This window comes from Stutzerimonas chloritidismutans (assembly GCF_038562055.1).
Taxonomy (GTDB): domain Bacteria; phylum Pseudomonadota; class Gammaproteobacteria; order Pseudomonadales; family Pseudomonadaceae; genus Stutzerimonas; species Stutzerimonas chloritidismutans_A.
This window is the reverse complement of record NZ_JBCFXD010000013.1, coordinates 67,255-93,221: the sequence shown is the minus strand read 5'-3', so window position 1 is coordinate 93,221 and position 25,967 is coordinate 67,255. Positions and strand designations below refer to the sequence as shown.

The 25,967-nt window shown below is 58.1% G+C and carries 21 protein-coding genes and 3 tRNA genes; 16 read left to right on the top strand and 8 right to left on the bottom strand.

The window, feature by feature from the left end:
- The first annotated feature begins 102 nt into the window (after positions 1–102).
- The 3 genes from AAGW23_RS17980 (at position 103) to AAGW23_RS17970 (ending at position 2,717) form a co-directional block, all read left to right on the top strand.
- Positions 103–933 (top strand): undecaprenyl-diphosphate phosphatase, encoded by an 831-nt coding sequence (locus tag AAGW23_RS17980; protein WP_342407694.1) that lies wholly within the window; start codon positions 103–105, stop codon positions 931–933.
- A gap of 33 nt (positions 934–966) precedes the next feature.
- The gene (locus tag AAGW23_RS17975; protein ID WP_342407693.1) at positions 967–1,941 is read left to right on the top strand and encodes an alpha/beta hydrolase; all 975 of its coding nucleotides are present in this window, start codon (positions 967–969) and stop codon (positions 1,939–1,941) included.
- A gap of 68 nt (positions 1,942–2,009) precedes the next feature.
- Entirely contained in the window at positions 2,010–2,717 is a 708-nt protein-coding gene (locus AAGW23_RS17970) for a DUF1294 domain-containing protein (protein ID WP_342407692.1), read from the top strand.
- 72 nt (positions 2,718–2,789) lie between these two features.
- Here the strand turns inward: AAGW23_RS17970 and AAGW23_RS17965 are convergent, their stop codons facing one another.
- Positions 2,790–4,376, bottom strand: coding sequence for an ABC-F family ATPase (locus tag AAGW23_RS17965; RefSeq protein WP_342407691.1), 1,587 nt, complete (start codon positions 4,374–4,376; stop codon positions 2,790–2,792).
- Positions 4,377–4,701: 325 nt separating this feature from the next.
- A complete protein-coding gene (acnB, locus tag AAGW23_RS17960; protein WP_342407690.1) occupies positions 4,702–7,311 on the bottom strand; it encodes a bifunctional aconitate hydratase 2/2-methylisocitrate dehydratase in 2,610 nt (869 codons plus the stop codon).
- Between the two features lie 404 nt (positions 7,312–7,715).
- On the opposite strand from acnB, the gene AAGW23_RS17955 reads away from it, so the two are divergent.
- The gene (locus AAGW23_RS17955) at positions 7,716–8,183 is read left to right on the top strand and encodes a DUF1289 domain-containing protein (protein WP_342407689.1); all 468 of its coding nucleotides are present in this window, start codon (positions 7,716–7,718) and stop codon (positions 8,181–8,183) included.
- Between the two features lie 47 nt (positions 8,184–8,230).
- Here the strand turns inward: AAGW23_RS17955 and AAGW23_RS17950 are convergent, their stop codons facing one another.
- Positions 8,231–9,094 carry a universal stress protein gene (locus AAGW23_RS17950; RefSeq protein ID WP_342407688.1) on the bottom strand — a complete coding sequence of 288 codons (864 nt, stop codon included), beginning with the start codon at positions 9,092–9,094 and terminating at the stop codon, positions 8,231–8,233.
- A 174-nt stretch (positions 9,095–9,268) separates the two neighbouring features.
- Here AAGW23_RS17950 and AAGW23_RS17945 point away from each other — a divergent pair, with 174 nt between their 5' ends.
- Complete coding sequence (locus AAGW23_RS17945; RefSeq protein WP_342407687.1) at positions 9,269–9,874, top strand: tRNA-(ms[2]io[6]A)-hydroxylase; 606 nt, start codon at positions 9,269–9,271, stop codon at positions 9,872–9,874.
- A 4-nt stretch (positions 9,875–9,878) separates the two neighbouring features.
- Here AAGW23_RS17945 and lpxH read toward each other — a convergent pair whose 3' ends face one another.
- Together lpxH and AAGW23_RS17935 are read right to left on the bottom strand one after the other, a co-directional pair.
- On the bottom strand, positions 9,879–10,601 hold the full coding sequence (gene lpxH, locus AAGW23_RS17940) for a UDP-2,3-diacylglucosamine diphosphatase (protein WP_342407686.1): 723 nt from the start codon (positions 10,599–10,601) through the stop codon (positions 9,879–9,881).
- Positions 10,602–10,607: 6 nt separating this feature from the next.
- Positions 10,608–11,102, bottom strand: a complete 495-nt coding sequence (locus AAGW23_RS17935) for a peptidylprolyl isomerase (protein ID WP_019339172.1) — start codon at positions 11,100–11,102, stop codon at positions 10,608–10,610.
- 185 nt (positions 11,103–11,287) lie between these two features.
- Between AAGW23_RS17935 and AAGW23_RS17930 the strand changes: the two genes are divergently transcribed.
- A complete protein-coding gene (locus AAGW23_RS17930; protein ID WP_342407685.1) occupies positions 11,288–12,958 on the top strand; it encodes a glutamine--tRNA ligase/YqeY domain fusion protein in 1,671 nt (556 codons plus the stop codon).
- Complete coding sequence (gene cysS / locus AAGW23_RS17925) at positions 12,958–14,343, top strand: cysteine--tRNA ligase (protein ID WP_342407684.1); 1,386 nt, start codon at positions 12,958–12,960, stop codon at positions 14,341–14,343. Before AAGW23_RS17930 ends, cysS begins: the two co-directional genes overlap by 1 nt.
- Positions 14,344–14,513: 170 nt before the next feature.
- On the opposite strand, the gene AAGW23_RS17920 is transcribed toward cysS, so the two are convergent.
- On the bottom strand, positions 14,514–16,385 hold the full coding sequence (locus AAGW23_RS17920) for a sigma-54-dependent Fis family transcriptional regulator (RefSeq protein ID WP_342407683.1): 1,872 nt from the start codon (positions 16,383–16,385) through the stop codon (positions 14,514–14,516).
- Positions 16,386–16,603: 218 nt separating this feature from the next.
- Between AAGW23_RS17920 and AAGW23_RS17915 the strand changes: the two genes are divergently transcribed.
- Genes AAGW23_RS17915 through AAGW23_RS17890 form a run of 6 tightly spaced genes read left to right on the top strand, consistent with a single transcriptional unit; the run spans position 16,604 to position 22,530 of the window.
- Positions 16,604–17,686, top strand: a complete 1,083-nt coding sequence (locus tag AAGW23_RS17915) for an ABC transporter ATP-binding protein (RefSeq protein WP_342407682.1) — start codon at positions 16,604–16,606, stop codon at positions 17,684–17,686.
- A gap of 10 nt (positions 17,687–17,696) precedes the next feature.
- Complete coding sequence (locus tag AAGW23_RS17910) at positions 17,697–18,794, top strand: ABC transporter ATP-binding protein (protein WP_342407681.1); 1,098 nt, start codon at positions 17,697–17,699, stop codon at positions 18,792–18,794.
- Positions 18,791–19,654 (top strand): carbohydrate ABC transporter permease, encoded by an 864-nt coding sequence (locus tag AAGW23_RS17905; RefSeq protein WP_148924154.1) that lies wholly within the window; start codon positions 18,791–18,793, stop codon positions 19,652–19,654. The genes AAGW23_RS17910 and AAGW23_RS17905 overlap by 4 nt, the downstream gene beginning before the upstream one ends.
- Before the next feature lie 10 nt (positions 19,655–19,664).
- A complete protein-coding gene (locus tag AAGW23_RS17900; RefSeq protein WP_342407716.1) occupies positions 19,665–20,465 on the top strand; it encodes a carbohydrate ABC transporter permease in 801 nt (266 codons plus the stop codon).
- A gap of 10 nt (positions 20,466–20,475) precedes the next feature.
- Entirely contained in the window at positions 20,476–20,748 is a 273-nt protein-coding gene (locus AAGW23_RS17895) for a DUF2160 domain-containing protein (protein WP_342407680.1), read from the top strand.
- Between the two features lie 42 nt (positions 20,749–20,790).
- Positions 20,791–22,530 carry an ABC transporter substrate-binding protein gene (locus tag AAGW23_RS17890; protein ID WP_342407679.1) on the top strand — a complete coding sequence of 580 codons (1,740 nt, stop codon included), beginning with the start codon at positions 20,791–20,793 and terminating at the stop codon, positions 22,528–22,530.
- 78 nt (positions 22,531–22,608) lie between these two features.
- On the opposite strand, the gene folD is transcribed toward AAGW23_RS17890, so the two are convergent.
- Positions 22,609–23,463, bottom strand: coding sequence for a bifunctional methylenetetrahydrofolate dehydrogenase/methenyltetrahydrofolate cyclohydrolase FolD (folD, locus tag AAGW23_RS17885; protein ID WP_342407678.1), 855 nt, complete (start codon positions 23,461–23,463; stop codon positions 22,609–22,611).
- A 270-nt stretch (positions 23,464–23,733) separates the two neighbouring features.
- On the opposite strand from folD, the gene AAGW23_RS17880 reads away from it, so the two are divergent.
- The 3 genes from AAGW23_RS17880 to AAGW23_RS17870 all read left to right on the top strand — a co-directional run bounded on the left by AAGW23_RS17880 (position 23,734) and on the right by AAGW23_RS17870 (position 24,048).
- Positions 23,734–23,810 (top strand) — tRNA-Arg (locus AAGW23_RS17880).
- A gap of 31 nt (positions 23,811–23,841) precedes the next feature.
- Positions 23,842–23,917, top strand: a tRNA-His gene (locus AAGW23_RS17875).
- Between the two features lie 46 nt (positions 23,918–23,963).
- Positions 23,964–24,048 (top strand) — tRNA-Leu (locus AAGW23_RS17870).
- A gap of 801 nt (positions 24,049–24,849) precedes the next feature.
- Here the strand turns inward: AAGW23_RS17870 and AAGW23_RS17865 are convergent.
- Entirely contained in the window at positions 24,850–25,815 is a 966-nt protein-coding gene (locus AAGW23_RS17865; protein ID WP_342407677.1) for an XdhC family protein, read from the bottom strand.
- Positions 25,816–25,967 lie beyond the last annotated feature (152 nt).

Here is a 25,967-nt window from a genome sequence, read left to right as displayed (position 1 = left end):
CTTGGCTCAAGCGAGTCAGAACAGCGCTCAGATGGCTATCTGACATATACCTTTGTGGCATATTCAGCCGCGATAGATTGCAGCGTTATATTGGGGAAATAGATGGACCTATGGATTGCCTTTCAGGCGTTGCTACTTGGGGTGGTGGAAGGCATCACGGAGTTTCTACCGATATCCAGTACCGGGCACCAGATCATCGTCGCTGACCTGATCGGCTTCGGCGGTGAAAGAGCGCTGGCTTTCAACATCATTATTCAGCTGGGCGCCATCCTGGCGGTCGTATGGGAATACCGTCGCAAGATAGTCGGCGTGGTCGTCGGCCTGCCGAAACAGAAGCAGGCCCAGAAGTTTACCGGTAATCTGCTGGTCGCTTTTTTTCCGGCGGTGGTGCTTGGTGTCACTTTTGCGGACCTCATCCATGAATTCCTGTTTAACCCGATCACGGTAGCTGCTGCGCTGGTAATTGGCGGCGTAGTGATGCTCTGGGCTGAAAAGCGAGCGCATGAAGTGCAGGCCGAAACGGTTGATGACATGCACTGGAGCCAGGCCCTGAAGGTGGGTTTCGCACAGTGCCTGGCACTCATACCTGGCACCTCGCGTTCGGGCGCGACGATCATTGGTGGACTGTTATTCGGGCTGTCCCGTAAGGCCGCCACGGAGTTCTCGTTCTTCCTGGCCATGCCAACCATGGTCGGTGCTGCGGCGTATTCGGGTTACAAGTATCGAGATCTTTTTCAGCCGGCTGATTTGCCGGTGTTTGCTATCGGTTTCGTTACATCCTTCATTTTCGCGATGCTGGCTGTCAGAGCCTTGCTGAAATTTATAGGCAACCATAGCTATGCGGCATTTGCCTGGTATCGAATCATCTTCGGCATCATCATCCTTGGAACCTGGCAATTCAGCCTGATCGACTGGAGTACGGCGGCTGGCTGAGCACGCCTGAACAGATAGCCAAGGAGCGCTTACGTGCATTCGTTCGAACATCAGCTTCTATCAGTCAACGGCATCACACTCAGCATCTACAGCGCGGGTCCCCTGGATGGGCCTGTAGTTTGGCTGCTGCACGGCTTTCCTGAAAGTTGGTATTCGTGGCGCCACCAGATACGGATGCTGGCTGACGCCGGGTATAGGGTGGTAGTCCCTGAAATGCGCGGCTACGGGCAGACCAGCGCTCCAAACGATGTCTCCAGCTATGACCTGATGACCGTGTGCGCAGACATCCAGGCGGCGATGGACCTACTGGGTCAGCGCTCGGTAGCAATGGTGGGGCACGACTGGGGCGCACCGGTCGCCTGGCATCTGGCGTTACTCGAGCCGCAGCGAGTCAGAGTTATCGCCGCCATGGCCGTGCCCTATGGTGGTCGTCCGAAAAGACCTGCTATAGAGATCATCCGCAGCCAGTTCGCTGATCGGTTCAACTACATCCTTTACTTTCAGCAGCCTGGTGTTGCCGAGACCGAATTGGATCAGGACATCCCGCGCACATTGCGGATGATGATGCACAACACTTCCGCAGCGGTTCCCAAGGATTTCTTTCTACAGGACAAACCGGTCGGCAGCTCGCTCTATCAAGGCATGCGAGATCCCGGCGCGCCGCCAGCCTGGTGCGATTCTGACGCGTTCGCCGTCTACCTCGCTACGTTCGAGGGGCGCGGCTTTCATGGCGCACTGAACTGGTATCGCAATTTTGAGCGCAACTGGGAGCGCACCGCGCCGTTAGCCGAGCGCAAGGTTGAGCAGCCAGCACTTTTTCTGCTGGGCGATAAGGACCCGGTCGGCACTCTGGAAGCCCATACGCTGCAGAAAATGCCCAGCTGGGTATCGGACCTTGAGCAGCACATCGTCGAAGACTGTGGTCATTGGATACAGAGCGAGCAGCCCGAGCAGGTCAACAGGCTTCTTCTCGGTTTTCTTGAGCGCCGCTACACCCAGGCCCGATAGCGGCTAGCTGCTCGTAGCGCCAGAGGTAAGCGGCTAGAATCCCCGGTTTTCCCGCCGGATCACTTGCCATGGAATTACGCGGTCAGCTGAAAAGCTGGAACGATCAGAAGGGCTTCGGTTTCATTCGGCCGGAACAGGGTAGCGAGGGAATCTTCGCGCATATTTCGGCCATGCGCGGCGCTCGCCGTCCGGTGCAGGGCGACCGGGTGCTCTACATCAGTGAACGGGACGAAAACGGACGCCTGCGCGCCACGCATATCCGCCTGGACGCAGGGCTGTCTTTAGACGAGCCGGCCATTCGACGAAAGCCGCCTGGGGTAGCGATCCAGACCGCGCAGAATAGAAGCACCCAACCAAGGCCCAAGTCCAAAGCAAGGCCTCGGCGCAACGGGGCGATAAGGTGGCCGCTACCAAAACTCCTGGGATTGATTCTGGTCTGTCTGTTACCGGCGCTCGGGCTTTTTCGTATGGCGGGGCAGGGTAGCTACTGGCCGCTCTATGCCTATCTCTTGAGTAGCCTGTTGGCCTTTGGGCTCTACCTGCACGACAAGCGCAGCGCACTGCGTAGCGGCTGGCGTACACCCGAGGCCCGCCTGCATCTGGTTGAGTTGCTGGGTGGCTGGCCGGGTGCGTTGATCGCTCAGCAGACATTGCGCCACAAGACGCGTAAATTCTCTTACCAGCTGGTGTTCTGGCTGATCGTTATCGTTCATCAGGCCGCGTGGCTGGACTATCTGTATCTCCAGAGCATGTATCGACTCCTTCCGCAGTTCTAAGTACATAAAACCAACGACAGCAGATACAAAAACGCCCCGGCTTAGCGGGGCGCTTTCGTGCGTTGCGGACCTTTAGATCACGCCAAGGCTGCGCAGGTAGTCATCGTACGTTCCGCTGAAGTCGGTCACGCCCGAAGCCGACAGCTCGATAATGCGGGTCGCTAGCGACCCGACAAATTCCCGGTCATGGCTGACGAAGATAAGAGTGCCCGGATAGTTCTCCAGTGCAAGGTTGAGCGCCTCGATCGATTCCATATCGAGGTGGTTCGTAGGTTCGTCCATCAGCAGCACGTTAGGCTTTTTCAAGATCAACTTGCCGAAGAGCATGCGGCCCTGTTCGCCACCGGATATCACCCGGACGGATTTCAGGATTTCGTCGTTGGAGAACAGCATGCGACCGAGGGTGCCGCGCACGACCTGCTCGCCACCTTGCGTCCATTGACTCATCCAGTCGAACAGCGTGACATCGTCTTCGAAGTCATCGGCGTGATCCTGAGCGTAGTAGCCGAGTTCGGCGCTCTCGGTCCACTTCACCGAACCCGCATCGGGTTGCAGCTCGCCAACCAGCGTGCGCAGCAGGGTGGTCTTGCCAATCCCGTTGGGGCCGATAATGGCTACGCGCTCTCCGGCCTCTACCGTGAAGCTGAAATTCTTGAACAACGTTTTGCCGTCAAAGCCTTTGGCCACATGCTCCACGGTCACAGCCTGGCGGTGCAGCTTCTTGGTTTGCTCGAAGCGGATGAAGGGGCTGACACGGCTGGACGGCTTGACCTCGGCCAGTTGGATCTTGTCGATCTGCTTGGCCCGTGAAGTCGCCTGCTTGGCTTTGGAGGCGTTGGCCGAGAAGCGGCTGACGAAGGTCTGCAGTTCGGCGATCTGAGCCTTTTTCTTTGCGTTGTCCGACAGCAGCTGCTCGCGTGATTGGGTCGCCGCGGTCATGTACTCGTCGTAGTTGCCGGGGAACAGGCGCAACTCGCAGTAATCCAGGTCCGCCATGTGCGTGCACACACTGTTCAGGAAGTGGCGGTCGTGGGAAATGATGATCATGGTGCTGTTGCGCGCCGTGAGTACGTTTTCCAGCCAGCGGATGGTGTGGATGTCCAGGTGGTTGGTTGGCTCGTCGAGCAGCAGCACTTCTGGGTCGGAAAACAGCGCCTGCGCCAGCAGCACCCGCAGTTTCCAGCCTGGGGCGACTTCGCTCATCGGGCCGAAATGTTGATCAAGCGGTATGCCCAGACCCAGCAGCAGCTCACCCGCGCGGGACTCGGCGGTGTAGCCGTCCATCTCGGCGAACTCGGTTTCCAATTCTGCTACCGCCATGCCGTCGTCTTCGCTCATTTCTGGCAGGGAATAGATGCGCTCGCGTTCAGCCTTGACCTTCCACAGCTCCTCGTGGCCCATGATCACCGTATCAATGACATTGAAGTCTTCGTAGGCGAACTGATCCTGCCGCAGCTTGCCGAGGCGCACGTTGGGTTCGAGCATGACCTGGCCTGCGGACGGCTCAAGATCGCCACCTAGGATTTTCATGAACGTCGACTTGCCAGACCCGTTGGCGCCGATCAGGCCGTAGCGATTGCCATTGCCAAATTTGACGGAGACGTTTTCAAACAGCGGCTTGGCGCCAAACTGCATGGTGATGTTAGCTGTAGAAATCAAGAAGCTCTATCTCGCGGGTTTCAGAGTGTTAGGTATCGGTTGGTACATGTTTGGAGCGAACGTTGTAGCTCGTTCGCCCAAAGCCCCCTCAGCTGTTGGTGCGCGGGCGTACTTGAGCAGCAGCATTCGTGCGCAATGGCCGAGCTATTGGGATAAAGGTAGGGGTTCATGCCAGACAGTGCCGCTATTGTCGCATAGCTGCGCCGGCAGTTGTATGAGGTGCACAAAAGCAAACGCCCCGAACCAGTCGGGGCGCTCACTCATCTACCGCTTCGTCGTCAGGCTGTTCTAGACAGCCTGCGATGTGAGCGTTGTCACTCGACCGTCAAACGGCGACCACGTCGATCTTTGCCTTCGCCGCAGACTCGCGGAATTCGGCAATCTGATCGAAGCTCAGGTAGCGGTAAACGTCAGCCGCCATGGTGTCGATTTGAGCTGCATACACCATGTACTCCTCGACAGTCGGCAGACGACCTAGAATCGAAGCAACTGCTGCCAGTTCGGCAGAAGCCAGGTACACGTTGGTCGCGTCGCCGAGGCGGTTGGGGAAGTTACGAGTCGAGGTGGAGACGACAGTCGAGCCGGTTTCAACACGTGCCTGGTTACCCATGCACAGCGAGCAGCCCGGCATTTCCAGGCGCGCACCGGCACGGCCGTAGATGCCGTAGTAACCTTCTTCGGTCAGCTGATGTTGGTCCATCTTGGTCGGAGGCGACAGCCACAGGCGCGTCGGTAGAGCGCCTTCAACCTTGTCCAGCAGCTTGCCGGCGGCGCGGAAGTGACCAATGTTGGTCATGCACGAACCGATGAACACTTCATCGATCTTCTCGCCCTGAACGGTCGAGAGCAGGCGAGCGTCGTCCGGGTCATTCGGTGCACAGAGCACAGGCTCAGTGACTTCGGACAGGTCGATCTCGATGATCTCGGCGTATTCGGCATCCGCGTCGGCAGCCAGCAGCTCCGGCTTGGCCAGCCAGGCTTCCATAGCCTGTGCGCGACGCTCCAGAGTACGAGCATCGCCGTAGCCTTCGCTGATCATCCAGCGCAGCAGGGTGATGTTCGACTGCAGGTATTCGGCAATCGCCGCTTCCGGCAGCTTGATGGTGCAGCCGGCAGCCGAGCGCTCTGCCGAGGCGTCAGACAGCTCGAACGCCTGTTCTACGGTCAGCTCGTTGAGGCCCTCGATCTCGAGAATGCGGCCGGAAAAGATATTCTTCTTGCCTTTCTTCTCTACGGTCAGCAGACCTTTCTGGATCGCGTAATACGGAATCGCATGAACCAGGTCGCGCAGGGTTATGCCGGGCTGCATCTTGCCCTTGAAGCGAACCAGTACCGACTCCGGCATGTCCAGCGGCATGACACCGGTGGCTGCGGCGAAGGCGACCAGGCCGGAACCGGCCGGGAAGGAGATGCCCATTGGGAAACGGGTGTGTGAGTCACCGCCGGTTCCGACAGTATCCGGCAGCAGCATGCGGTTCAGCCAGCTGTGGATGATGCCGTCGCCGGGACGCAGGGAAACACCGCCGCGGGTCATGATGAAGTCCGGCAGGGTGTGGTGAGTGGTGACATCGATCGGCTTCGGATAAGCCGCGGTGTGGCAGAAGGACTGCATTACCAGGTCGGCAGAAAAGCCGAGGCAAGCCAAGTCCTTCAGCTCGTCGCGAGTCATCGGGCCAGTGGTGTCCTGGGAGCCGACGGTGGTCATCTTCGGTTCGCAATAGGTGCCCGGACGGACGCCTTTGCCTTCCGGCAGACCGCAGGCGCGACCGACCATCTTCTGGGCGAGCGTGAAGCCCTTGTTGCTTTCTGCCGGCGCTTCCGGCTTCTTGAACAGGTCAGTCGGCCCCATGCCCAGTTCGGCGCGTGCTTTCTCGGTCAGACCGCGACCGATGATCAGCGGAATACGGCCGCCAGCGCGCACTTCGTCGAGCAGGACGTCAGTTTTCAACTGGAAAGTGGTGACCAGCTCATCGCTACCATGGCGGCGGACTTCGCCTTTGTACGGGTAGACGTCGATTACGTCGCCCATTGCCAAGTCGGAGCAATCGAACTCGATCGGCAGTGCGCCGGCGTCTTCCATGGTGTTGTAGAAGATCGGCGCGATCTTGGTACCAAAGCAGAAACCGCCGGCACGCTTGTTCGGCACGTTCGGGATGTCGTCGCCAAAGAACCACAGTACCGAGTTGGTAGCGGATTTGCGCGAAGAACCGGTGCCGACCACGTCACCCACGTAGGCGACAGGGAAGCCTTTGGTTTGCAGCTCTTGCATCTGCTTGAGCGGACCAACCGAGCCAGGAACGTCGGGGTTGATGCCGTCGCGAGCCATTTTCAGCATAGCCAGCGCGTGCAGCGGGATGTCCGGGCGCGACCAGGCGTCTGGTGCCGGGGACAGGTCGTCGGTGTTGGTTTCACCAGTGACCTTGAATACAGTCAGAGTGACCTTCTCGGCAACGGGTGCGCGGTTTTTGAACCACTCGCCTTCACCCCAAGACTCGAGAACAGCTTTGGCGTTGGCATTGCCAGCTTTGGCTTTTTCAGCGACATCGTGGAAAGCATCGAACATCAGCAGGGTGTGCTTGAGTTGCGCTGCAGTGGTGTCGGACAGTTCGGCGTCATCGAGCAGGTCGACCAGCGTGACGATGTTGTAACCGCCCTGCATGGTGCCCAGCAACTCAACAGCGTGCTGCTTGCTGATCAGCGGGGAGGTAGCTTCGCCTTTGGCGATGGCTGCCAGGAAGCCGGCCTTGACGTAAGCGGCTTCGTCCACGCCCGCAGGAACGCGGTTGGTGATCAGATCAAGGAGAAATTGTTCTTCGCCGGCAGGCGGGTTTTTCAAGAGTTCGACCAGGCCCGCGGTCTGCTCGGCGTTCAGCGGCTGGGGCACGACGCCCTGAGCGGCACGCTCTTCTACGTGTTTGCGATAGGCTTCAAGCACAGTTTTATACCCTCATCATTGGTCCCATGGGTGTCTCGGGACGCGCATCCGGAAGCTGTTTTCAAAGTTTTACGCCGGGTTGAGAGCCGGGAGCGCAGGTTAGAGGGATCTGCGCTCCCGGCGGAGTAGCCGGTTAACTGTGCTCGTGACGCTTTGAAAACAGCTTCTTGCGGATTGTGGCGCCTAAAACGGCGGGCCGATTCTACTGGAACGGGCCCGCAAAGTTAAGTGAAACGCCACGACGCGGCCGTGGCGAGGCTAACAGGTGGTCGCTGGCTGTTTCGGCTGCAGCCCGTGATCCGTGGGCTGCAGGGCCTCTTTTGAAGGCGTGGCTCGGATTGGTCAGTGACCCGGCTTGGACAAAAGTCTAAGATGCGGCGCTGTTCATCGATCCATCACCCGCCATGTCAAATCAGCGAATCAAAACACCTTGCGTCGGCCTTTGCTCCACTGTTTATGGCGATCTCGTCTGCCGCGGATGCAAACGGTTTCATCATGAAGTGGTGAGCTGGAATGGCTATAGCGAAGAAGTTAAACGCTCAGTCTGGCAGCGCCTGGAGGTACTGCTTGCGCAGGTGATGGCGGCCAAGCTGGAAGTCTTCGATGCGACGCTGCTGCGTTGTCAGCTGGAAAGCCGACAGATTCGCTTCGTTGCAGACCAGTCGGCCTACTGTTGGGCGTATCACCTGATCGCACGCGGCGCGAGGGTCATTCAGCAACTCGAAGCTTACGGCGTCGTGCTACTGCCGGAATTTCGCGATTGGTCCCTGCCCGAGCTCCGCGATGCGATCGATCGGGAGTTCTTTCTCCTTTCTGAAGCCCACTATCAGCGTTACATCGCCCCCCGATTTCTTCAGGACATGGCGCGCTAGGGCTCGATATAGCCGAGGAAGGTGTTGGCCAGCCTCGGCTGATGACCCTAGCGACGGGCCACAAGCTCTTCAAGGTGGTCGATGATGTCTTCTGGCTTGAGCACCAAGACATCACTTTCCAGGGTGTCGAGTACGACTTCCGCCGTGTTGCCCATCAGTGCCCCGGAGAATCCAGTTCGGGCGACGGTGCCGATGACCGTGACGGCAGCCTGAAGCTGGTGGCACACGCGAGGGATCAGGGCATCCGCAGGCCCTTCCTCGATGTGCAGCTGACCGTCAGGTATGTCGAACTCGGTCTGAAATTGCCGGCAAGCGTTGCGGTAGCGGGCTTCTATCGTTTCCTTGAGCTGAAACGCGGGATCAGCAGAGGACAGCATCGCCGACGGATGAGCGCTGATCACATGCAAAGTGCCCTCGGCGAGCGAGGCAATCTGGTAGCCATAGTTGATGATGCTGGAGTGAAGTGTCCGATGCTCGATGTCGGCATTGCCAACATCTACTGCGGCGAGAATGTTGCCGCCCGTCCACGGCGCTTCGGTTTTGACCATCAGCACCGGGCACGGGCAATAGCGCAATAACTTCCAGTCATTAGGCGTCAGCAGGGCGCGTTTCAGTGGGTTGTCGGCAATATGCTGTTTGATCACCAGGCCACAGCCTTCGGCTTGCTGAACGCTGATGATGGTCTGGTGAAGGTTCTCATGCCAGGCCTGACCTGCCGTGACGGCGTGGCCCTGGTCTTCGAGCTCTTGACGCAAGCTCTCAAGGTAGCTGCTGTGGTCCTGTTTGGCGTCGCAGATCAGCAAGTGCAACCGGGACTGGCTGACGCTGGAAATCAGTCGCGCTCTTTTCAACGCCAGGTTTTCGGAAAGTTTCGGGTCAATTACCACGAGGATGCAGCGTATGGCTTGCATGATCGGCTCCGTTTGGGTGATCGGACGGTTTCACTATAGACAAGGGTTGCACGACAGCCACTGATCCATATCAAGCAGCGCTGGTCGTTGATTGTCGGGCTCGTATAATGCGCGGCGGGCGAACGACTTCATGCGGCTTGCCGCTTTCATTTCCTTCATGAATACCAAGACCTCATGCTCCCTGAACTGAATGAATTCCTTGGCTGTGTGACACCTTCGGCGTGGGTCGACGTTGCGCTGCAGAACCAGGATGTGATGCTGATCGATCATGGCAACTGCGAGAAGAAGGCTGCGGGCGCGGCCTTCCAGTTGATGTTTCGCTACGTCGATAAGCCCGACTTGCAGAACAAAATGTCGCGTTTGGCCAGAGAAGAACTGCGGCATTTCGAGCAGGTGCTCTCGATCATCCGCAAGCGCGAAATCGGTTTGCGCAATATTGGCTCGTCCCGTTATGCGGCAGGTTTGCGCGAGTTGGTGCGCAACCACGAGCCCTACCGACTAACCGATACGCTGGTGATTGGCGCATTCATCGAAGCTCGCTCTTGTGAGCGTTTTGCCATGCTGGTGCCACACCTCGACGACGAGCTCGGGCGGTTCTATCACGGGTTGCTAAAGTCCGAGGCGAGGCACTTTCAGGATTACCTGAAGCTGGCATATCTCTATGGAGAGGCGGCGGACATCGATGCAACCATCGTTCGCGTTCGTGAACGTGAGCGCGAACTGATCGAAAGTCCTGATTCCGAGTTCCGCTTCCACAGCGGCGTACCGAGCGCCGCCTGACGGCTCAGGTCAGGTCGAATGGCGATTGGTGAAGGCCTGCCTCGTCGACCTGCAGCGCCCAGCCCTGACGGTCCCAGTCACCCAACACGATGCGCATGGCGGCTTGACCGTCGATCTGCATCGAATGGGTTGCTGGTCGGTGGGTGTGGCCGTGGATCAAGGTGCGGACTTTGTGACGCTGCATGATCTTTATGACTTCGTCTGGCGTCACATCGACGATGTCGCTGGCCTTCATGCGAGTCTCTTCCTTGCTGCTTGAGCGCAGTTTCTGCGCCAGCTTCTGACGCTTGGCGAGGGAAAGATTGTGCAGGATGAAGAGGCTGACCGGATTGCGCAGCCAGCGTCGTAACCGCATATAGCCTTCGTCACGTGTGCACAGACTGTCGCCATGGGTCAGCAATACCCGCTCGCCACCAAGCTGTGCAATATACGGATCGACCAGCAGTGTGCAGCCGGCCTCGCGACAGAACGCCTTGCCGATCATGAAGTCGCGGTTGCCGTGCATCAGGTAGACACGCGTCCCGCCCTGACTCAGTGCATTCAATGCTCGGGCTATCTCATGCTGGAACGGCGACATGCCGTCATCGCCGACCCATACCTCAAAAAAGTCGCCAAGGATATAGAGCGCCTCGGCCTGGGCTGCACGTGTCTCTAGGAAACGAAGAAACGCCCGGGTGATATCCGGGCGCTTTTCTTCGAGATGCAGATCTGAGATCAATAGGATCAATGCACGTTACTCGACGATCTCGGCTTTCTCGATCACTACGTCTTCCACCGGAACGTCCTGATGGCCGGACTTCATGGTGGTGGGCACGCCTTTGATCTTTTCGACCACGTCCATGCCTTCAACCACTTCACCAAATACCGCGTAACCCCAGCCCTGAACGGTCGGCGCGGTGTGGTCGAGGAAATCGTTGTCCTTGACGTTGATAAAGAACTGGGCGGACGCAGAGTGCGGCTCCATCGTGCGTGCCATGGCCAGCGTGCCTGTCTTGTTGGAAAGGCCATTATTGGCTTCGTTCTTGATCTGGGCGCGGGTCGCTTTCTGCTTCATGCCGGATTCGAAACCACCGCCTTGAATCATGAAATTGCTGATCACGCGATGGAAAATGGTGCCGTCGTAATGGCCGCTCTTGACGTATTCCTTGAAGTTGGCGGTTGTCTCGGGCGCCTTGTCTTCGAAAAGCTTGACAGTGATAACGCCGTGATTGGTATGAAGCTTGATCATTGAAAGTCGTCCTAATGAAGAAGAGGGAAGGTCGCGTCGTGCCGACAATGGGTAAGCGCTGCGGCTGAAGGGCGCTGCACGGCAGGCGCTTTGCTCTGTCAGGGGGTTGACGGGTCCGCTATGATAGGCGCTTTGATTTGGCGGGCCTACCCTGAGCCGCACACTCGCAGATCGTTAAGGACACCATGAGCAAGCCTGAGACTACCGCAGCCACCAATTTTCTCCGCCCGATCGTCCAGGCCGACCTGGAATCGGGTAAGCATGCCAAGATCATCACCCGCTTCCCGCCAGAGCCCAATGGCTACCTGCATATCGGCCATGCCAAGTCGATCTGCCTGAACTTCGGTCTGGCGAAGGAGTTTGGTGGCGAGTGCAATCTCCGTTTCGATGACACCAACCCGGCGAAAGAAGACCAGGAATACATCGATGCGATCAAGAGCGATGTTCAGTGGCTCGGTTTTCAGTGGGCGGGCGAAGAGCGTTACGCTTCGAACTACTTCGGCCAGCTGCATGATTGGGCTGTCGAGCTGATCAAGGCGGGCAAGGCCTACGTGTGCGACCTGACGCCAGAGCAAGCCCGAGAGTACCGCGGCAGCCTCACCGAACCGGGCAAGAACAGCCCGTTCCGCGATCGCTTGGTGGAAGAGAATCTGGATCTGTTCGCGCGGATGAAGGCCGGAGAGTTTGCGGACGGCGCCAAGGCGCTGCGCGCCAAGATCGACATGGCCTCGCCGAACATGAATCTGCGCGATCCTATCCTCTACCGGATTCGCCATGCCCATCATCACCAGACCGGAAACGACTGGTGCATCTACCCGAGCTACGACTTCACCCATGGCCAGTCAGATGCCATCGAAGGCGTCACCCACTCGGTCTGCACACTCGAGTTTGAAGACCATCGCCCGCTCTACGATTGGTTTCTGGAGAACCTCCCGGTTCCGGCACGTCCGCGCCAGTATGAATTCGCGCGGCTGAATCTGAATTACACCATCACCAGCAAGCGCAAGCTCAAGCAGCTGGTTGATGAAAAGCACGTCAGCGGCTGGGACGATCCGCGCATGTCGACGCTCACAGGCTATCGTCGACGCGGTTATACCCCAGCGTCGATTCGTACCTTCTGCGACATGATCGGCGTGAACCGCGCGGGCGGCGTGGTCGATATCGGTATGCTCGAATTTGCGATCCGTGAAGATCTGGACGCCAACGCGCCGCGGGCCATGTGCGTACTCAATCCGTTGAAGGTCGTCATCACCAATTATCCCGAGGGTCAGACCGAGAATCTGGAGCTGCCGCGCCATCCAAAGCACGACATGGGCGTGCGCCAGCTGCCGTTCTCGCGGGAAATCTACATTGACGCCACCGATTTCGAAGAGGTGCCGCCGGCCGGTTTCAAACGGCTGATTCCGGGCGGGGAAGTGCGTCTGCGTGGTAGCTATGTGATCCGTGCCGATGAAGCGCTCAAGGACGAGCAGGGCAACATCATCGAGCTGCGTTGCACCTACGACGAAAACACCCTGGGCAACAACCCGGAGGGCCGCAAAGTCAAAGGTGTTATTCACTGGGTGCCGGCTGCTGAGAGCGTCGAATGCGAAGTGCGTTTGTACGATCGCCTGTTCCGCTCAGCCAATCCCGAGAAGGATGAGGACGGCGGCAGCTTCCTGGACAACATCAACCCCGATTCGCTAGTGGTGCTGAAGGGCTGTCGCGCCGAGCCATCGCTGGCCTCTGCCGAGGCTGAGGATCGCTTCCAGTTCGAGCGCGAAGGCTACTTCTGTGTTGACCGCAAGGACAGCCGGCCGGACGCTATGATATTCAACCGTACTGTAACGCTGCGTGATTCCTGGGGAGGCCAGTAATGGCGCTGGCGATCTACAACACGCTGAGTAAAACCAAGGAACCGCTCAAGCCATTGAGCGGAAACCAGGTGCGTATGTATGTCTGCGGCATGACTGTCTATGACTTCTGCCATATCGGACATGCACGGGTCATGGTGGCGTTCGACGTCATCTCGCGCTGGCTGCGTCAGAGCGGTTACGACTTGACCTATGTGCGCAACATTACCGACATCGACGACAAGATCATTCGCCGAGCTCAGGAGAATGACGAAACCTTCGAGACGCTGACAGGCCGCATGATCGCGGCCATGCATGACGACGAGGCACGGCTCAACGTGCTGCGTCCGGACATCGAACCTCGGGCTACCGACCACATTGCTGGCATGCACGGCATGATCCAGACGCTGATCGACAAGGGTTTTGCCTACGCCCCGGGCAATGGCGACGTGTACTACCGGGTTGGCAAGTTTGCCGGCTACGGCAAGTTGTCGCGGCGCAAGATCGAAGACCTCAAGATCGGCGCGCGTATCGAGGTCGACGAAGCCAAGGAAGATCCGTTGGATTTCGTGCTCTGGAAGGCCGCCAAGCCGGGCGAGCCGAGTTGGGGATCGCCTTGGGGCGCAGGCCGTCCGGGCTGGCACATCGAATGCTCCGTCATGTCCACCTGCTGCCTGGGCGACACGTTTGATATTCATGGCGGTGGGCCTGACCTCGTATTTCCGCATCACGAGAACGAGATCGCCCAGAGTGAGGCTGCAACTGGCAAGCAATACGCCAATACCTGGATGCATGCCGGTGCCGTGCGTGTCGACGGCGAGAAGATGTCGAAGTCGTTAGGCAACTTCTTCACCATCCGAGCAGTGCTGGAGAAGTACCAGCCGGAAGTGGTTCGCTACCTGCTCGTCTCAAGCCACTATCGCAGCCCGATCAATTACTCCGAAGACAGTTTGAAGGAAGCCAAGGGCGCCCTGGAGCGGTTTTATACCGCCCTCAGAGGCCTGCCTGAGGCAACGGCGCAGGGTGGCGATACCTTCGCGGCTCGCTTTGGCGAGGCAATGGATGATGACTTCAACTCACCCGAAGCCTGCGCGGTCTTGTTCGAGATGGTTCGCGAGATCAACCGTCTACGCGATGCGGATTTGCAGGCTGCGGCTTGCCTTGCCACGCGACTCAAGGCGCTCGCCAACGTGCTCGGTATATTGCAGATGGATCCAGACGTGTTCCTGCAAGCAGGAGCAGCGGGCAAAGTGGATGCCGCTGAGGTAGAAGCACTGATTGCCGCGCGCCTCCAGGCTCGCGCTGACAAGAACTGGGCGGAGTCAGACCGGATTCGCGACCAGCTGACCGCCATGGGTGTCGTTCTCGAAGATGGGAAAGGCGGCACAATCTGGCGACTTGGCGACTAAAGCGCACTGTCAGTTACAGGCCGCATTTCAGGCTGCACGCGCCTGGATGCGGTCTTTTCATTCGTTGTCTACGATGTTCGCTGTGATAACCGTTCAGGCGGCATGCTGGCGCATTCGGCTCCTTGGTTAGGTCATTCTCATTTCTGTGGGAAGCTCGCCTCCCAGCAAACTTATGTTGGATAAAGCCCTTCGGCCCGCAAGCGCTTGTATAGGGTGTTACGGCTCACGCCGAGATGCCGCGCCAGGTGCGAAACGTTGCCGCGACAAGCTTCGAACTGTGCCCGGAGCGGCTCATTCGCAGCTATCTGAAAGGACGGCATCGTGCCTGTCGGTGGAGTAGGCCCGGCATTGCTTTGGTTCGTCGGCCTTAAGTCCGTATCAGCAAGAAAATCATCCGGTAAATGTTCCAGACGGATCGGTTGATCCTGAGCCAATGCCAGCGCAACCTGCACGACACTGCTTAACTGGCGGATGTTTCCCGGCCAAGGGTGACTGTGCAGCACACGCTGCACTTCTGGACTGAACCCTGCCCACTGCTGGGGCTCCCGGTACTGCTCCCATATCTGCTGGAAAAGCGCATGCTTGTCGTGGCGCGCTCTAAGGGGTGGCAATTCAACGCTTAGGCCGCTGACCCGATAAAACAAGTCCTGACGAAAATGACCACTCTCAACCTCCTTGCGCAGCGAACGGTTGGTTGCACAGATCAATCGAAAGTCGACTGGATAGGGCTCACCACCGCCCAGTGGCTGAACGCTGCGCTCCTGCAAGACGCGCAACAGGCGCGCCTGCAAGCTCAGCGGCATATCCCCGATCTCGTCGAGAAACAGCACGCCACCGTCTGCTTTGCGGATCAGGCCGAGGCTTCCTTTCTGATGTGCGCCGGTAAACGCGCCTTTTTCGTAGCCGAAGAGTTCGGATTCGATCAGCTCGCTGGGAATCGCCGCGCAGTTAACGGCGATCAACGGAGCGTTTGCCCTTGAGCTGGCAGCATGCAGTGCTTTGACCAGCACTTCCTTTCCGACGCCCGTTTCGCCATTGACCAGAATCGGAATGTCCTTTTCCAGCATGAGCTGTGCCTGGCGAATTACTTTATGAACCTGTGGGTCGCCGTGGTCGAGGCTAGAGAGGTCTAAGGTACGCTCTGGTTTGCTTGTTGTTTTCCGGAAATCACGAGCTTGGATCGAGGGCTTTTGTGGGCGTCGAACCAGGCCATGAAAACGGTGATTGCCGGCTGTTCTCAGCAGCATCGGCTGATCTTCTAGCTGACTGAGCAGCTGTTGCAGGGGGACGTCGAACAACCTGTCGATTCGACTCCGGGCCAGTGCCATGCCAAGCAAATTGTCTGCACGTCGATTGGCTGAGACGATTAGCCCGGACTCGTCGAAGACCAGCAACCCGGCCCACTGGCTATCAAGATTGTCCTGGCCGGTATTGAAGGTCAGCTGAAAATAGTCGTCGCGGAACAGGTTGAGGATCAGTCGGTTTTCCACCGACTGACTCATCATCTTGACCATGCCCAGCGTATGCGACGGCGGCAGATAGCTGTCGCTGGATACGTCGAGCACGGCGATCAGCTGGCGTTGTGCGTCGTAGATCGGTGACGCCGCGCCGGACAGATAACGATTGGCCTTGAGAAAGTGCTCGTCTCGCTGGATATGTACCGCCTGCCCGCTGGCCAGCGCGGTGCCGATCGCATTAGTTCCGGTATCCCGTTCCATCCAGCTGGCGCCCGGTTTGAATCCGCACTGCTGTGCAGGCTCGACGAAACGCCGGTCGCCCCAGGATTCGAGCAGCTGGCCCGCACTGTCCGCCAGCAGGATCAGGCAGCTCGAATTCGAAAGGATATTCTCGTAATAAGGAAGTACTTCGCGCTGTGTGGTCTGGACCAGGCTTCGCTGACGCTCCAGCAGTACGCTGACGTCTCGCTCCGTCGGGTCGCCGAAGCTTGGAATGCTGAGCGGGTTGAGTCCGTAGCGTTCGCAACGGCTCCAGGAACCTTCTACCAGAGCTTGGTGTGAGATGGGCTGGGCTGGGTTGGCCATATCGCCTCTTATCGCTGCATATTCTTGTTGTTTTGGTGTTGCCGCCATCGGTGCCATGAACAGTCTTGTTCATTTCTGTTCACTGTCAATGTTCAGAACTGTTCATTTTGAACACTTAACAACAGCTGTCTGCGCACAGGGATGCGCGCTAGAGCGGTAGAGCGTAGCTGGCATGGATATCGCTCAGGGTCCTTCCATAACAACTAGAAGGATGCGGCATGTCCCTCACCCTGGAACACGTAACGAAGTCTGTCGACGGTCAGATTCACATCGACGACGCCAGCATCAGTTTCGAACCCGGTTCGTTCAATGTCCTGATCGGGCGAACGCTGTCAGGCAAGACCTCGCTGATGCGGCTCATTGCGGGTCTCGACAAGCCGACTCGCGGTCGAATCGTGATGAACGGCGCCGATGTAACCGGCGTGCCTGTGCGCAAGCGCAATGTGTCGATGGTTTACCAGCAGTTCATCAATTACCCCACCTTGACTGTGTACGAGAACATCGCGTCACCGTTGCGACAGGCCGGTGTGGGGAAAGCGGAGATCGAACGCAAGGTGCGCGAGACCGCCGAGATGTTGCACATCGAAGCCTTCCTGCACAAACACCCGCTCGAGCTTTCCGGGGGGCAGCAGCAGCGAACAGCCATGGCGCGGGCCTTGGTTAAAGACGCCGATCTGGTCCTGTTTGACGAGCCGTTGGTGAACCTCGACTACAAACTGCGTGAAGAGCTCCGTCAGGAAATGCGCGAGCTGTTCAAAACTCGCCGCAGCATCGCGGTGTACGCAACCACTGAACCGAACGAGGCTCTCGCGCTAGGCGGGACCGCAACCGTTTTGCACGAAGGTCGAGTGATACAGAGCGGACCGACGTCAGCGGTGTATCACCGCCCCAACCAAGTGCTCAGTGCCGAGCTGTTTTCCGAGCCTCCGATCAATCTGTTACCGGGGCGGATCGCGGCGAACGAGGTAAGTTTTCAGGACCGCATGCATTTCCCGCTCAACAATGACCTGAGTGGATTGGACAAGGGCGAGTACCGCTTCGGGATTCGGCCCAGTCATATCGGTCTGGTGCCGTCCAATGACGATGATCTGGAAGTGTCTGGCCTTGTCGAGTTGGCAGAAATCAGCGGCTCGGAAACCTTTCTACATGTGCGCAACGAGCACCTCAGCCTGGTGCTGCACCTGCAAGGCGTTCACGACTATCACGTCGATTCGCCGATCCGCGTGTATATCCCGACTCACAAATTGTTCGTCTTCGATGCCTCGGGCCGGCTGGCCCAGGCACCGTCTCGACGCGGCTGAGGGCATCGTTATGGCAGAAATTCGTTTGCAGAATCTTGCGCACAGCTATAGCAGCCAGCCGCAGGGCGCTGCCGACTATGCGATCCGTGAGATGGACCACGTGTGGGAGCAGGGCGGCGCCTATGCGCTGCTGGGTCCGTCTGGATGCGGCAAGTCGACCTTGCTCAACATCATCTCGGGATTGCTCAGCCCGTCCGAGGGCGAGGTGCTGTTCGATACGCGCAAGGTGAACACCCTGACGCCGCAGCAACGCAACATCGCCCAGGTTTTTCAGTTTCCGGTCGTCTACGACACCATGACTGTCTTCGACAATCTGGCCTTCCCGCTGCGCAATCAAGGCATCGCCGAGGCGCGCATCACCAGCAAAGTGCATGAAATAGCCGAGGTGCTGGATCTCCATCCGCTGCTCAAACGAAAGGCTCACAACCTGACGGCCGATGAGAAGCAGAAGGTCTCGATGGGGCGGGGCCTGGTCAGGGACGACGTCTCGGCGATCCTCTTTGACGAGCCGCTTACGGTCATCGATCCCCACCTCAAGTGGAAGCTGCGACGCAAGCTCAAGCAGATCCATGAGCAGTTCAATATCACCATGATTTACGTCACGCATGACCAGCTGGAGGCGTCGACCTTCGCTGACAAGATTGCAGTGATGTACGGCGGGCAGATCGTCCAGTTCGGTACGCCGCGAGAACTCTTCGAGCGGCCCCAGCACACCTTTGTAGGCTATTTCGTGGGCAGCCCGGGGATGAACCTTATCGAAGTGGATGCCCAGGACGATGGTGTCAGTTTCGGTGGTCTGCGCCTCCCACTTTCGGCTGCGCTGGCCGCGCGACTCCCGAGCCTGGCCACGGGGCGCCTGCAGATTGGCATTCGCCCCGAGTTCGTTCAGGTCAGTGAGGAGCCGGGTGCTGGTGCAATGCGGGCCGAGGCCGTACGCGTGGAGGATCTGGGTACATACAAGATCCTCACGCTTCGCCTGCAAGGGCATCTGATCAAGGCACGTTTGCCTGAGGATCAAGCGGTTCCGAAAGGGGAGGCCTGGGTGGGTTTCCCGGCGCAGTGGTTGATGCTCTATGCCGACGACAAGCTGGTGGAGGAGCTGCCATGACAAAGACTCATGACAATCGCGCATGGTGGCTGGTCCTGCCGGTTTTCCTGCTGGTCGCCTTCAGCGCCATCCTGCCGATGATGACCGTGGTGAACTATTCGGTGCAGGACATCTTCGACTCCTCGACACGCTTCTTCGTTGGCGCGGATTGGTACCGGCAGATACTCAATGATCCCCGGCTGCACGATTCGCTGCTGCGGCAGTTCATTTTTTCGGGCTGCGTGCTGTTGATCGAGATTCCGCTCGGGATTGCGGTTGCGCTGGCGATGCCGACACGTGGGCGCTGGGCTTCTCTGTGCCTGATCGTGATGGCGATCCCACTGTTGATTCCATGGAACGTGGTGGGAACCATCTGGCAGATCTTCGGCCGCGCGGATATCGGTTTGCTGGGTTACAGCCTTCGCGAGCTGGGCATCAGCTACAACTATGCATCAAATACAAGAGATGCCTGGCTGACGGTGCTGGTGATGGACGTCTGGCACTGGACATCGCTGGTCGCGCTGCTGTGTTACTCGGGCCTGCGAGCCATTCCCGATGCCTATTACCAGGCGGCTCGCATCGACCGGGCGTCGAGCTGGGCGGTGTTCCGCTACATACAGCTGCCCAAGCTCAAGAGCGTGCTGCTGATCGCCGTGATGTTGCGCTTCATGGACAGCTTCATGATCTATACCGAGCCTTTCGTGCTCACCGGTGGTGGGCCGGGCAATGCAACGACCTTCCTCAGCCAGACCCTGACCAAAATGGCGGTCGGCCAGTTCGATCTGGGGCCGGCTGCGGCGTTCTCGCTGATCTACTTCCTGATCATCCTGCTGGTGTCCTGGTTGTTCTACACGGCCATGACCCATGGCGATCAAAAATGAGGGTCTGCTGATGAACCTGCGTAAGCGAGTGGTGCTGATCGTCTACATCTTGTTTCTGATGGTGCCGATCTACTGGCTGATCAACATGTCGTTCAAGAGCAACACCGAAATTCTCGGTGGGCTGACGCTCTGGCCGCAGGGGTTTACGCTGGAAAACTACCGGGTGATCTTCACCGACCGGAGCTGGTACAGCGGGTACATAAACTCGCTGTATTACGTGTGCCTGAACACGATCATTTCGCTGGCTGTCGCACTACCCGCCGCCTATGCCTTTTCCCGGTTTCGGTTTCTCGGTGACAAACACCTGTTCTTCTGGCTGCTGACCAATCGGATGGCGCCACCGGCCGTCTTCTTGTTGCCGTTCTTTCAGCTTTACTCATCGATCGGCCTGTTCGACACGCATATAGCCGTGGCGCTCGCGCATTGCCTGTTCAATGTGCCATTGGCGGTGTGGATTCTTGAGGGGTTCATGTCCGGTGTACCCAAGGAAATCGATGAAACGGCTTACATCGACGGCTACAGCTTTCCGAAATTTTTCGTGAAGCTCTTCATTCCGCTGATTGGCTCAGGCATCGGCGTCACGGCTTTCTTCTGCTTCATGTTTTCCTGGGTGGAGCTGCTGCTGGCGCGCACGCTGACTTCGGTTGACGCCAAGCCGATCGTTTCGGTGATGACACGAACTGTTTCCGCATCGGGGATCGACTGGGGTGTTCTGGCCGCCGCCGGCGTGCTGACAATTCTGCCCGGCATGCTGGTGATCTGGTTCGTTCGCAATCATGTTGCCAAGGGCTTTGCCCTTGGCCGGGTATAGGAGTTCGCAGATGAACTGGATGGCCTGGACCGCCCCTACGGCAGCCTTCTTCGCTGTGATTGGCGTGATGCTGGCGTTGATGAGCGCATGGGAACTGAGGAGGCCCTGTCTGCCGCGTAAAGGCTTTCTGCCAATCGTGACCACGCGCGGCGATCGGCTGTTTATTGGACTTTTAGGCAGCGCTTATTGGCATCTTCTGCTGATAGGCCTGACCGACTGGAGCATCTGGATAGCGTCCGCGCTGTCTCTCGTCTGGTTGTTTGCAGTGATGCGCTGGGGCTGAGCCTTCGGGTTCATCCCTCCGAAAAACCCAAAGGAGGTGTGTATGTTCGAGAATAAAAACAACACCCGACATGGCATGGCGCTCGCGGCCCTGCTGACGTTGTCCGGCATTTCAGGATCGGCTTGGGCCGATGCCTATGAAGATGCGGCGAAGAAATGGATCGAATCCGAATTCAATCCGTCGACCCTGTCGCCTGAGCAGCAGATGGAAGAGCTGCGCTGGTTCATCAAAGCGGCCGAGCCGTTCCGCGGCATGGAAATCAATGTCGCCTCGGAAACCATCACCACGCACGAATACGAGTCCAAGACCTTGGCCCGTGCGTTCAGTGAAATCACTGGCATCAAGCTGCGGCATGACCTGATGCAGGAGGGCGATGTCGTTGAGAAGCTGCAGACACAGATGCAGTCTGGCAAAAATATCTACGACGGCTACATCAACGACTCGGATCTGATCGGCACGCACTTCCGTTATGGCAAGGCCGTGGCCATCAGCGACATGATCGAAGGTGAGGCCAAAGACTACACACTCCCAACGCTCGATCTGGACGACTTCATCGGTATCTCGTTCACCACCGGTCCCGACGGCAAGATCTACCAGTTGCCGGTTCAGCAATTCGCCAACCTGTACTGGTTTCGTGCTGACTGGTTCGAACGGCCTGACCTGAAAAAGCAGTTCAAAGAGCGCTACGGGTATGAGCTTGGTGTACCTGTGAACTGGTCCGCCTATGAAGACATTGCCGAGTTCTTCAGCAAACACGTAAAGGAGATCGACGGGCAGCGGGTCTACGGCCATATGGACTACGGCAAGAAGGACCCTTCGCTTGGTTGGCGCTTCACCGATGCTTGGTTCTCCATGGCGGGTGCCGGCGACAAAGGGCTTCCAAACGGGTTGCCGGTGGACGAATGGGGCATCCGCGTTGAAGATTGTCACCCGGTCGGGTCAAGCGTGGCGCGCGGTGGCGCCACTAATGGCCCTGCGGCGGTTTATGCAACGCAGAAATATGTCGATTGGATGCGTGAGTACGCACCGCGCGAAGCTCAGGGCATGACTTTTTCGGAAGCGGGCCCGGTTCCGGCGCAAGGCAACATCGCCCAACAAATCTTCTGGTACACCGCTTTTACAGCTGACATGACCAAACCGGGGCTGCCGGTGGTGAACGAAGACGGTACGCCAAAGTGGCGGATGGCGCCGTCGCCCAAAGGGCCTTACTGGGAGGAGGGCATGAAACTCGGCTATCAGGATGCCGGCTCCTGGACGTTCCTGACTTCAACGCCCGAGGAACGACGTCTGGCCGCCTGGCTCTACGCGCAATTTACCGTGGCCAAAACGGTGTCCTTGAAAAAGACGTTGGTGGGGCTGACGCCGATCCGCGAGTCCGACATCAACTCGCAAGCCATGACCGAGGCAGCGCCAAAACTGGGTGGGCTGGTTGAGTTCTATCGCAGCCCGGCACGCGTTCAGTGGACACCGACCGGAACCAATGTGCCGGACTACCCACGTCTGGCGCAGCTCTGGTGGCAGTACATTGCCGAAGCGGCCAGTGGCGACAAGACGCCCCAGGAAGCGCTGGACGGACTTGCCGAAGCGCAGGACACCATGATGGCTCGATTGGAACGCGCCAATGTGCAACCTAAATGTGGGCCCAAACTGAACGAACCGCGTGATCCGGAGTACTGGCTGAGCCAAGCCGGGGCGCCTAAGCCCAAACTGGACAATGAAAAACCACAAGGGCAGACCGTCAGCTATGACGAGCTGATCAAGTCTTGGGAGCAGGCGCGATAGACGCGATTAGCGGGTAAAAAAACGGCACCTGGGGGGTGCCGTTTTGCTTGACATAAGCTTCGGGTTTAGGCGTCGGCTTCAGTCATGGAGGTGTTCAGCGGCATGCAACGTGTTTTCCAACAGGCACGCACGGGTCATCGGGCCCACACCGCCGGGAACCGGGGTAATCCAGCCAGCGCGTTGCACTGCCACATCGAACTCGACATCACCCACTAGCTTGCCGTCGGCTTGGCGGTTGATTCCCACATCAATCACGATGGCCCCTTCCTTGATCCATTCACCTTTGACAAGACCTGTTATGCCGGTCGCGACCACGATCAGATCGGCGCGCTTGACGTGGTCATCCAGGTCATTGGTGAAGCGATGGGTGACGGTCGTCGTACAGCCTGCCAGCAATAGCTCCAGTGCCATGGGCCTGCCGACAATGTTGGACGCACCCACCACCACTGCGTTGAGGCCATGAAGGTCAACGCCAGTGCTCTCGAGTAGGGTCATGATGCCTTTGGGTGTGCAGGGGCGTAGCAAAGGCATCCGTTGGGCGAGACGGCCGATGTTGTAGGGATGGAATCCATCCACGTCCTTGTCCGGTCGAATACGTTCGAGCAGTTGCGATGCATCCAGATGCTTAGGCAACGGAAGCTGCACGAGAATGCCATCGATCGAAGGGTCATCGTTGAGTTGATCGATCAAACCCAGCAGTTCATCTTGGCTGGTCGAAGCGGACAGATCATGAGCGGTGGACTTGAATCCTACCTCCTCGCAATCCTTGCGCTTGTGCGCCACATAGACCTGGGAGGCCGGGTCCGTGCCCACGAGAATCACTGCCAGGCCAGGTACTCGTAACCCGTGCTTGGAGCGCTCGGCAACCCGGCCGGCAATCTGCTGGCGGACATTGGCAGCGATCTGTTTACCGTCGATCAGTTTTGCGGTCATGACGCGTGATTAACCATCGAGAAGGACTGAAAAAGGACGCGCATTCTCGCACGGCGGCACCGTTCGGCAAAGGCGACACGGTGGGGGATTCCCGTAACTCCTTTACCAGGCTGAATTTTTTTTGGTTTAGCTGTTGACGAGGTGAAGCCAGGCCATTAAGATTCGCCCCGCTTGTCGAGCACAGCTTGCTGCTGGGTAAGGCGGCTTTTGAAGGCCACGCCTTCACTGGCCGGAGCTTGAAGTCTGCGCTCAGCTGGATGCAGATATAAAGCGCCCGTAGCTCAGCTGGATAGAGCATCCGCCTTCTAAGCGGATGGTCGCAGGTTCGAGTCCTGCCGGGTGCGCCATTTTGGGCTCTGGCACAAGCAAGGCAATATGGTGGGCGTAGCTCAGTTGGTAGAGCACAGGATTGTGGCTCCTGCGGTCGTGGGTTCGAACCCCATCGTCCACCCCATATTCCGGAACGCCAGGCGCAGCCTGGCGTTTTCGTTTAGAAGTTTGCGGACGTGGTGAAATTGGTAGACACACCAGATTTAGGTTCTGGCGCCGCAAGGTGTGAGAGTTCGAGTCTCTCCGTCCGCACCATCTAAAACGCTGAAAGCCCCGTTAATCGGGGCTTTCGCGTATCTGGGAAATGAGAATCGGGGCCCTTCGATTTCTGCGTCTCTGCGCGCGTTAATCCCGGACTGCTTTCATCAAAATCCGCTGTGCCTCTTTACGGCTCAAAGAGCATTTCTCTGCTTAGCCGGGTTATCTATTGCCCCCACAGCTTCGCCAGCGACTGGGCAGACGCTAGGCCCTGTCTTTTTAATCACGAGCTTTTGGCCGGGCAAACGCTGGCAATACTCCAAAGTGCGACGGATCGAGTCGGCAAGAGCGGCTGGATGATCGTTCAGTGGTGGCATTTTGGCTTGTTATGCCGGCGTGGCGATTTATTGAGCTGCCATCAAGGCGAAATCGTAGAGAGCAAATTGGGAGCTGTGTCTAGGCTACAAGTGCAAATTTTGTCTAAAAAAGTCGTTGACAAGAATTGTTATGCACACGGAGGGCGGAAAGCTCTCTGGTTAAAGCCTGCATCGTTTTGACTGCTATGCAAATTAGTTTAAGTGACTGAATTAAAAGCTTTTTTTGGTTATGGTTGAAAACTCGACGATCTGTACCAAAGCCACGTCAGTCGGGCGTTTGAGCGAATCATCCATCATCTGTTCACAGACTTATCCACAGCTTTTGTGGATAACGCGCGCAGGGCAAGCGCGGCGGGGCTTTCACGGCCTCGCTGAAAAACTCAGATGTTTATGACAGTGATTCAATCGCAGGAAGTCGCCTGCAAGTGTCCTACAGCGGACACTCGTTGCTAGCAGCGCTGATGGTTTCCGACACCTCTTTTCAAAGCGCGTCTCGAGCTTTACCTCGATAGACCCGCAGCACATCAGCCATCACCGAGAGGGCAATCTCAGCGGGTGTCTTGCTGCCGAGATCCAGCCCGATGGGCATGTGGATGCGCGCAATTTGCTGTTCGTCGAGTCCACCCACGCGCTGCAACCGTTCGGCTCGCTTGGCGGAGGTCTGTTGCGACCCCATAGCACCGATATAGAACGCTGGAGTTCGTACCGCTTCCATAAGCGCGAGGTCATCAATGCGTGGATCGTGCGTTAGCGCGACCACTGCGGTGGCCTCGTGACACGCGCCGGAAGCGATAAACACGGAGGGCAATACCGGCTGCACTTCGATGCCTTCGATCAGCGTGCCCTGCATTTCGTCGCGGGGATCACAGGCAATAACTTCGCAACCAAGCGCCCGAGCAAAGCTCGCGCACGCCTGTGCAACAGGCGATACACCTGCGAGCAGCAGCCGAAGCGCAGGGCCGATACGGATATCTACTTGCTCACCCTCAAGGAGGGTCTGCTCACCACCTCGGTCGGGCAGCAGTTCAGCGGCGCCGGTCGTCAGGTCTACTCGTCGCAGCAAACGCTGCTGGCCTTGTAGGGCGGCTTGTAGCGTGATTAAGTGAGTCCGCCATGTTGCGCTCGGTGCGTGGCGCTCCACCAGTACTTGCAGAATGCCGCCGCACGGCAGCTTTAGGCGCCGCCGGTCATCATCGGTTTCGCCGTAGCGAATGATTTGGGCCGGCGCTTGCAACTCGCCTTGCGCCAGGCAGGCGAGAAACTCCTCCTCGACGCAACCGCCGGACAATGAGCCAATGTGGGCACCGTCTGCCCGGGCTGCCAGGAGGGCGCCCGGTGCTCGCGGCGCCGAGCCATAGGTCGACAACACGGTACAAAACCATATGTCATGTCCGTCCGAGGCCCATTTAAGCGCCTGATTGATCACCTGCAGATCAAGGTGTTGCATGTCTGTCTCCCCTGACAATTCGGCGAGACTGAGCCGCCCGTTATGGATCGGACCAGCCCGAGGCGCGTTCTGCTGCATGGGCTTTGGGGTGTGCGGTATTGGCAAAACTCAGGGGAGGGTGCGCTGGGCGCTTTAGCGGTTTCTCTACTGCT

What these genes read in the sequence shown, in the direction of transcription:
- AAGW23_RS17980 (WP_342407694.1), top strand. Translation starts at nt 103, where the DNA reads ATGGACCTATGGATTGCCTTTCAGGCGTTGCTACTTGGGGTGGTGGAA.
- AAGW23_RS17970 (WP_342407692.1), top strand. Translation starts at nt 2,010, where the DNA reads ATGGAATTACGCGGTCAGCTGAAAAGCTGGAACGATCAGAAGGGCTTC.
- AAGW23_RS17955 (WP_342407689.1), top strand. Translation starts at nt 7,716, where the DNA reads ATGTCAAATCAGCGAATCAAAACACCTTGCGTCGGCCTTTGCTCCACT.
- AAGW23_RS17950 (WP_342407688.1), bottom strand. Translation starts at nt 9,094, where the DNA reads ATGCAAGCCATACGCTGCATCCTCGTGGTAATTGACCCGAAACTTTCC.
- AAGW23_RS17945 (WP_342407687.1), top strand. Translation starts at nt 9,269, where the DNA reads ATGCTCCCTGAACTGAATGAATTCCTTGGCTGTGTGACACCTTCGGCG.
- AAGW23_RS17935 (WP_019339172.1), bottom strand. Translation starts at nt 11,102, where the DNA reads ATGATCAAGCTTCATACCAATCACGGCGTTATCACTGTCAAGCTTTTC.
- AAGW23_RS17930 (WP_342407685.1), top strand. Translation starts at nt 11,288, where the DNA reads ATGAGCAAGCCTGAGACTACCGCAGCCACCAATTTTCTCCGCCCGATC.
- cysS (WP_342407684.1), top strand. Translation starts at nt 12,958, where the DNA reads ATGGCGCTGGCGATCTACAACACGCTGAGTAAAACCAAGGAACCGCTC.
- AAGW23_RS17920 (WP_342407683.1), bottom strand. Translation starts at nt 16,385, where the DNA reads ATGGCCAACCCAGCCCAGCCCATCTCACACCAAGCTCTGGTAGAAGGT.
- AAGW23_RS17915 (WP_342407682.1), top strand. Translation starts at nt 16,604, where the DNA reads ATGTCCCTCACCCTGGAACACGTAACGAAGTCTGTCGACGGTCAGATT.
- AAGW23_RS17910 (WP_342407681.1), top strand. Translation starts at nt 17,697, where the DNA reads ATGGCAGAAATTCGTTTGCAGAATCTTGCGCACAGCTATAGCAGCCAG.
- AAGW23_RS17905 (WP_148924154.1), top strand. Translation starts at nt 18,791, where the DNA reads ATGACAAAGACTCATGACAATCGCGCATGGTGGCTGGTCCTGCCGGTT.
- AAGW23_RS17900 (WP_342407716.1), top strand. Translation starts at nt 19,665, where the DNA reads ATGAACCTGCGTAAGCGAGTGGTGCTGATCGTCTACATCTTGTTTCTG.
- AAGW23_RS17895 (WP_342407680.1), top strand. Translation starts at nt 20,476, where the DNA reads ATGAACTGGATGGCCTGGACCGCCCCTACGGCAGCCTTCTTCGCTGTG.
- AAGW23_RS17890 (WP_342407679.1), top strand. Translation starts at nt 20,791, where the DNA reads ATGTTCGAGAATAAAAACAACACCCGACATGGCATGGCGCTCGCGGCC.
- folD (WP_342407678.1), bottom strand. Translation starts at nt 23,463, where the DNA reads ATGACCGCAAAACTGATCGACGGTAAACAGATCGCTGCCAATGTCCGC.
- AAGW23_RS17865 (WP_342407677.1), bottom strand. Translation starts at nt 25,815, where the DNA reads ATGCAACACCTTGATCTGCAGGTGATCAATCAGGCGCTTAAATGGGCC.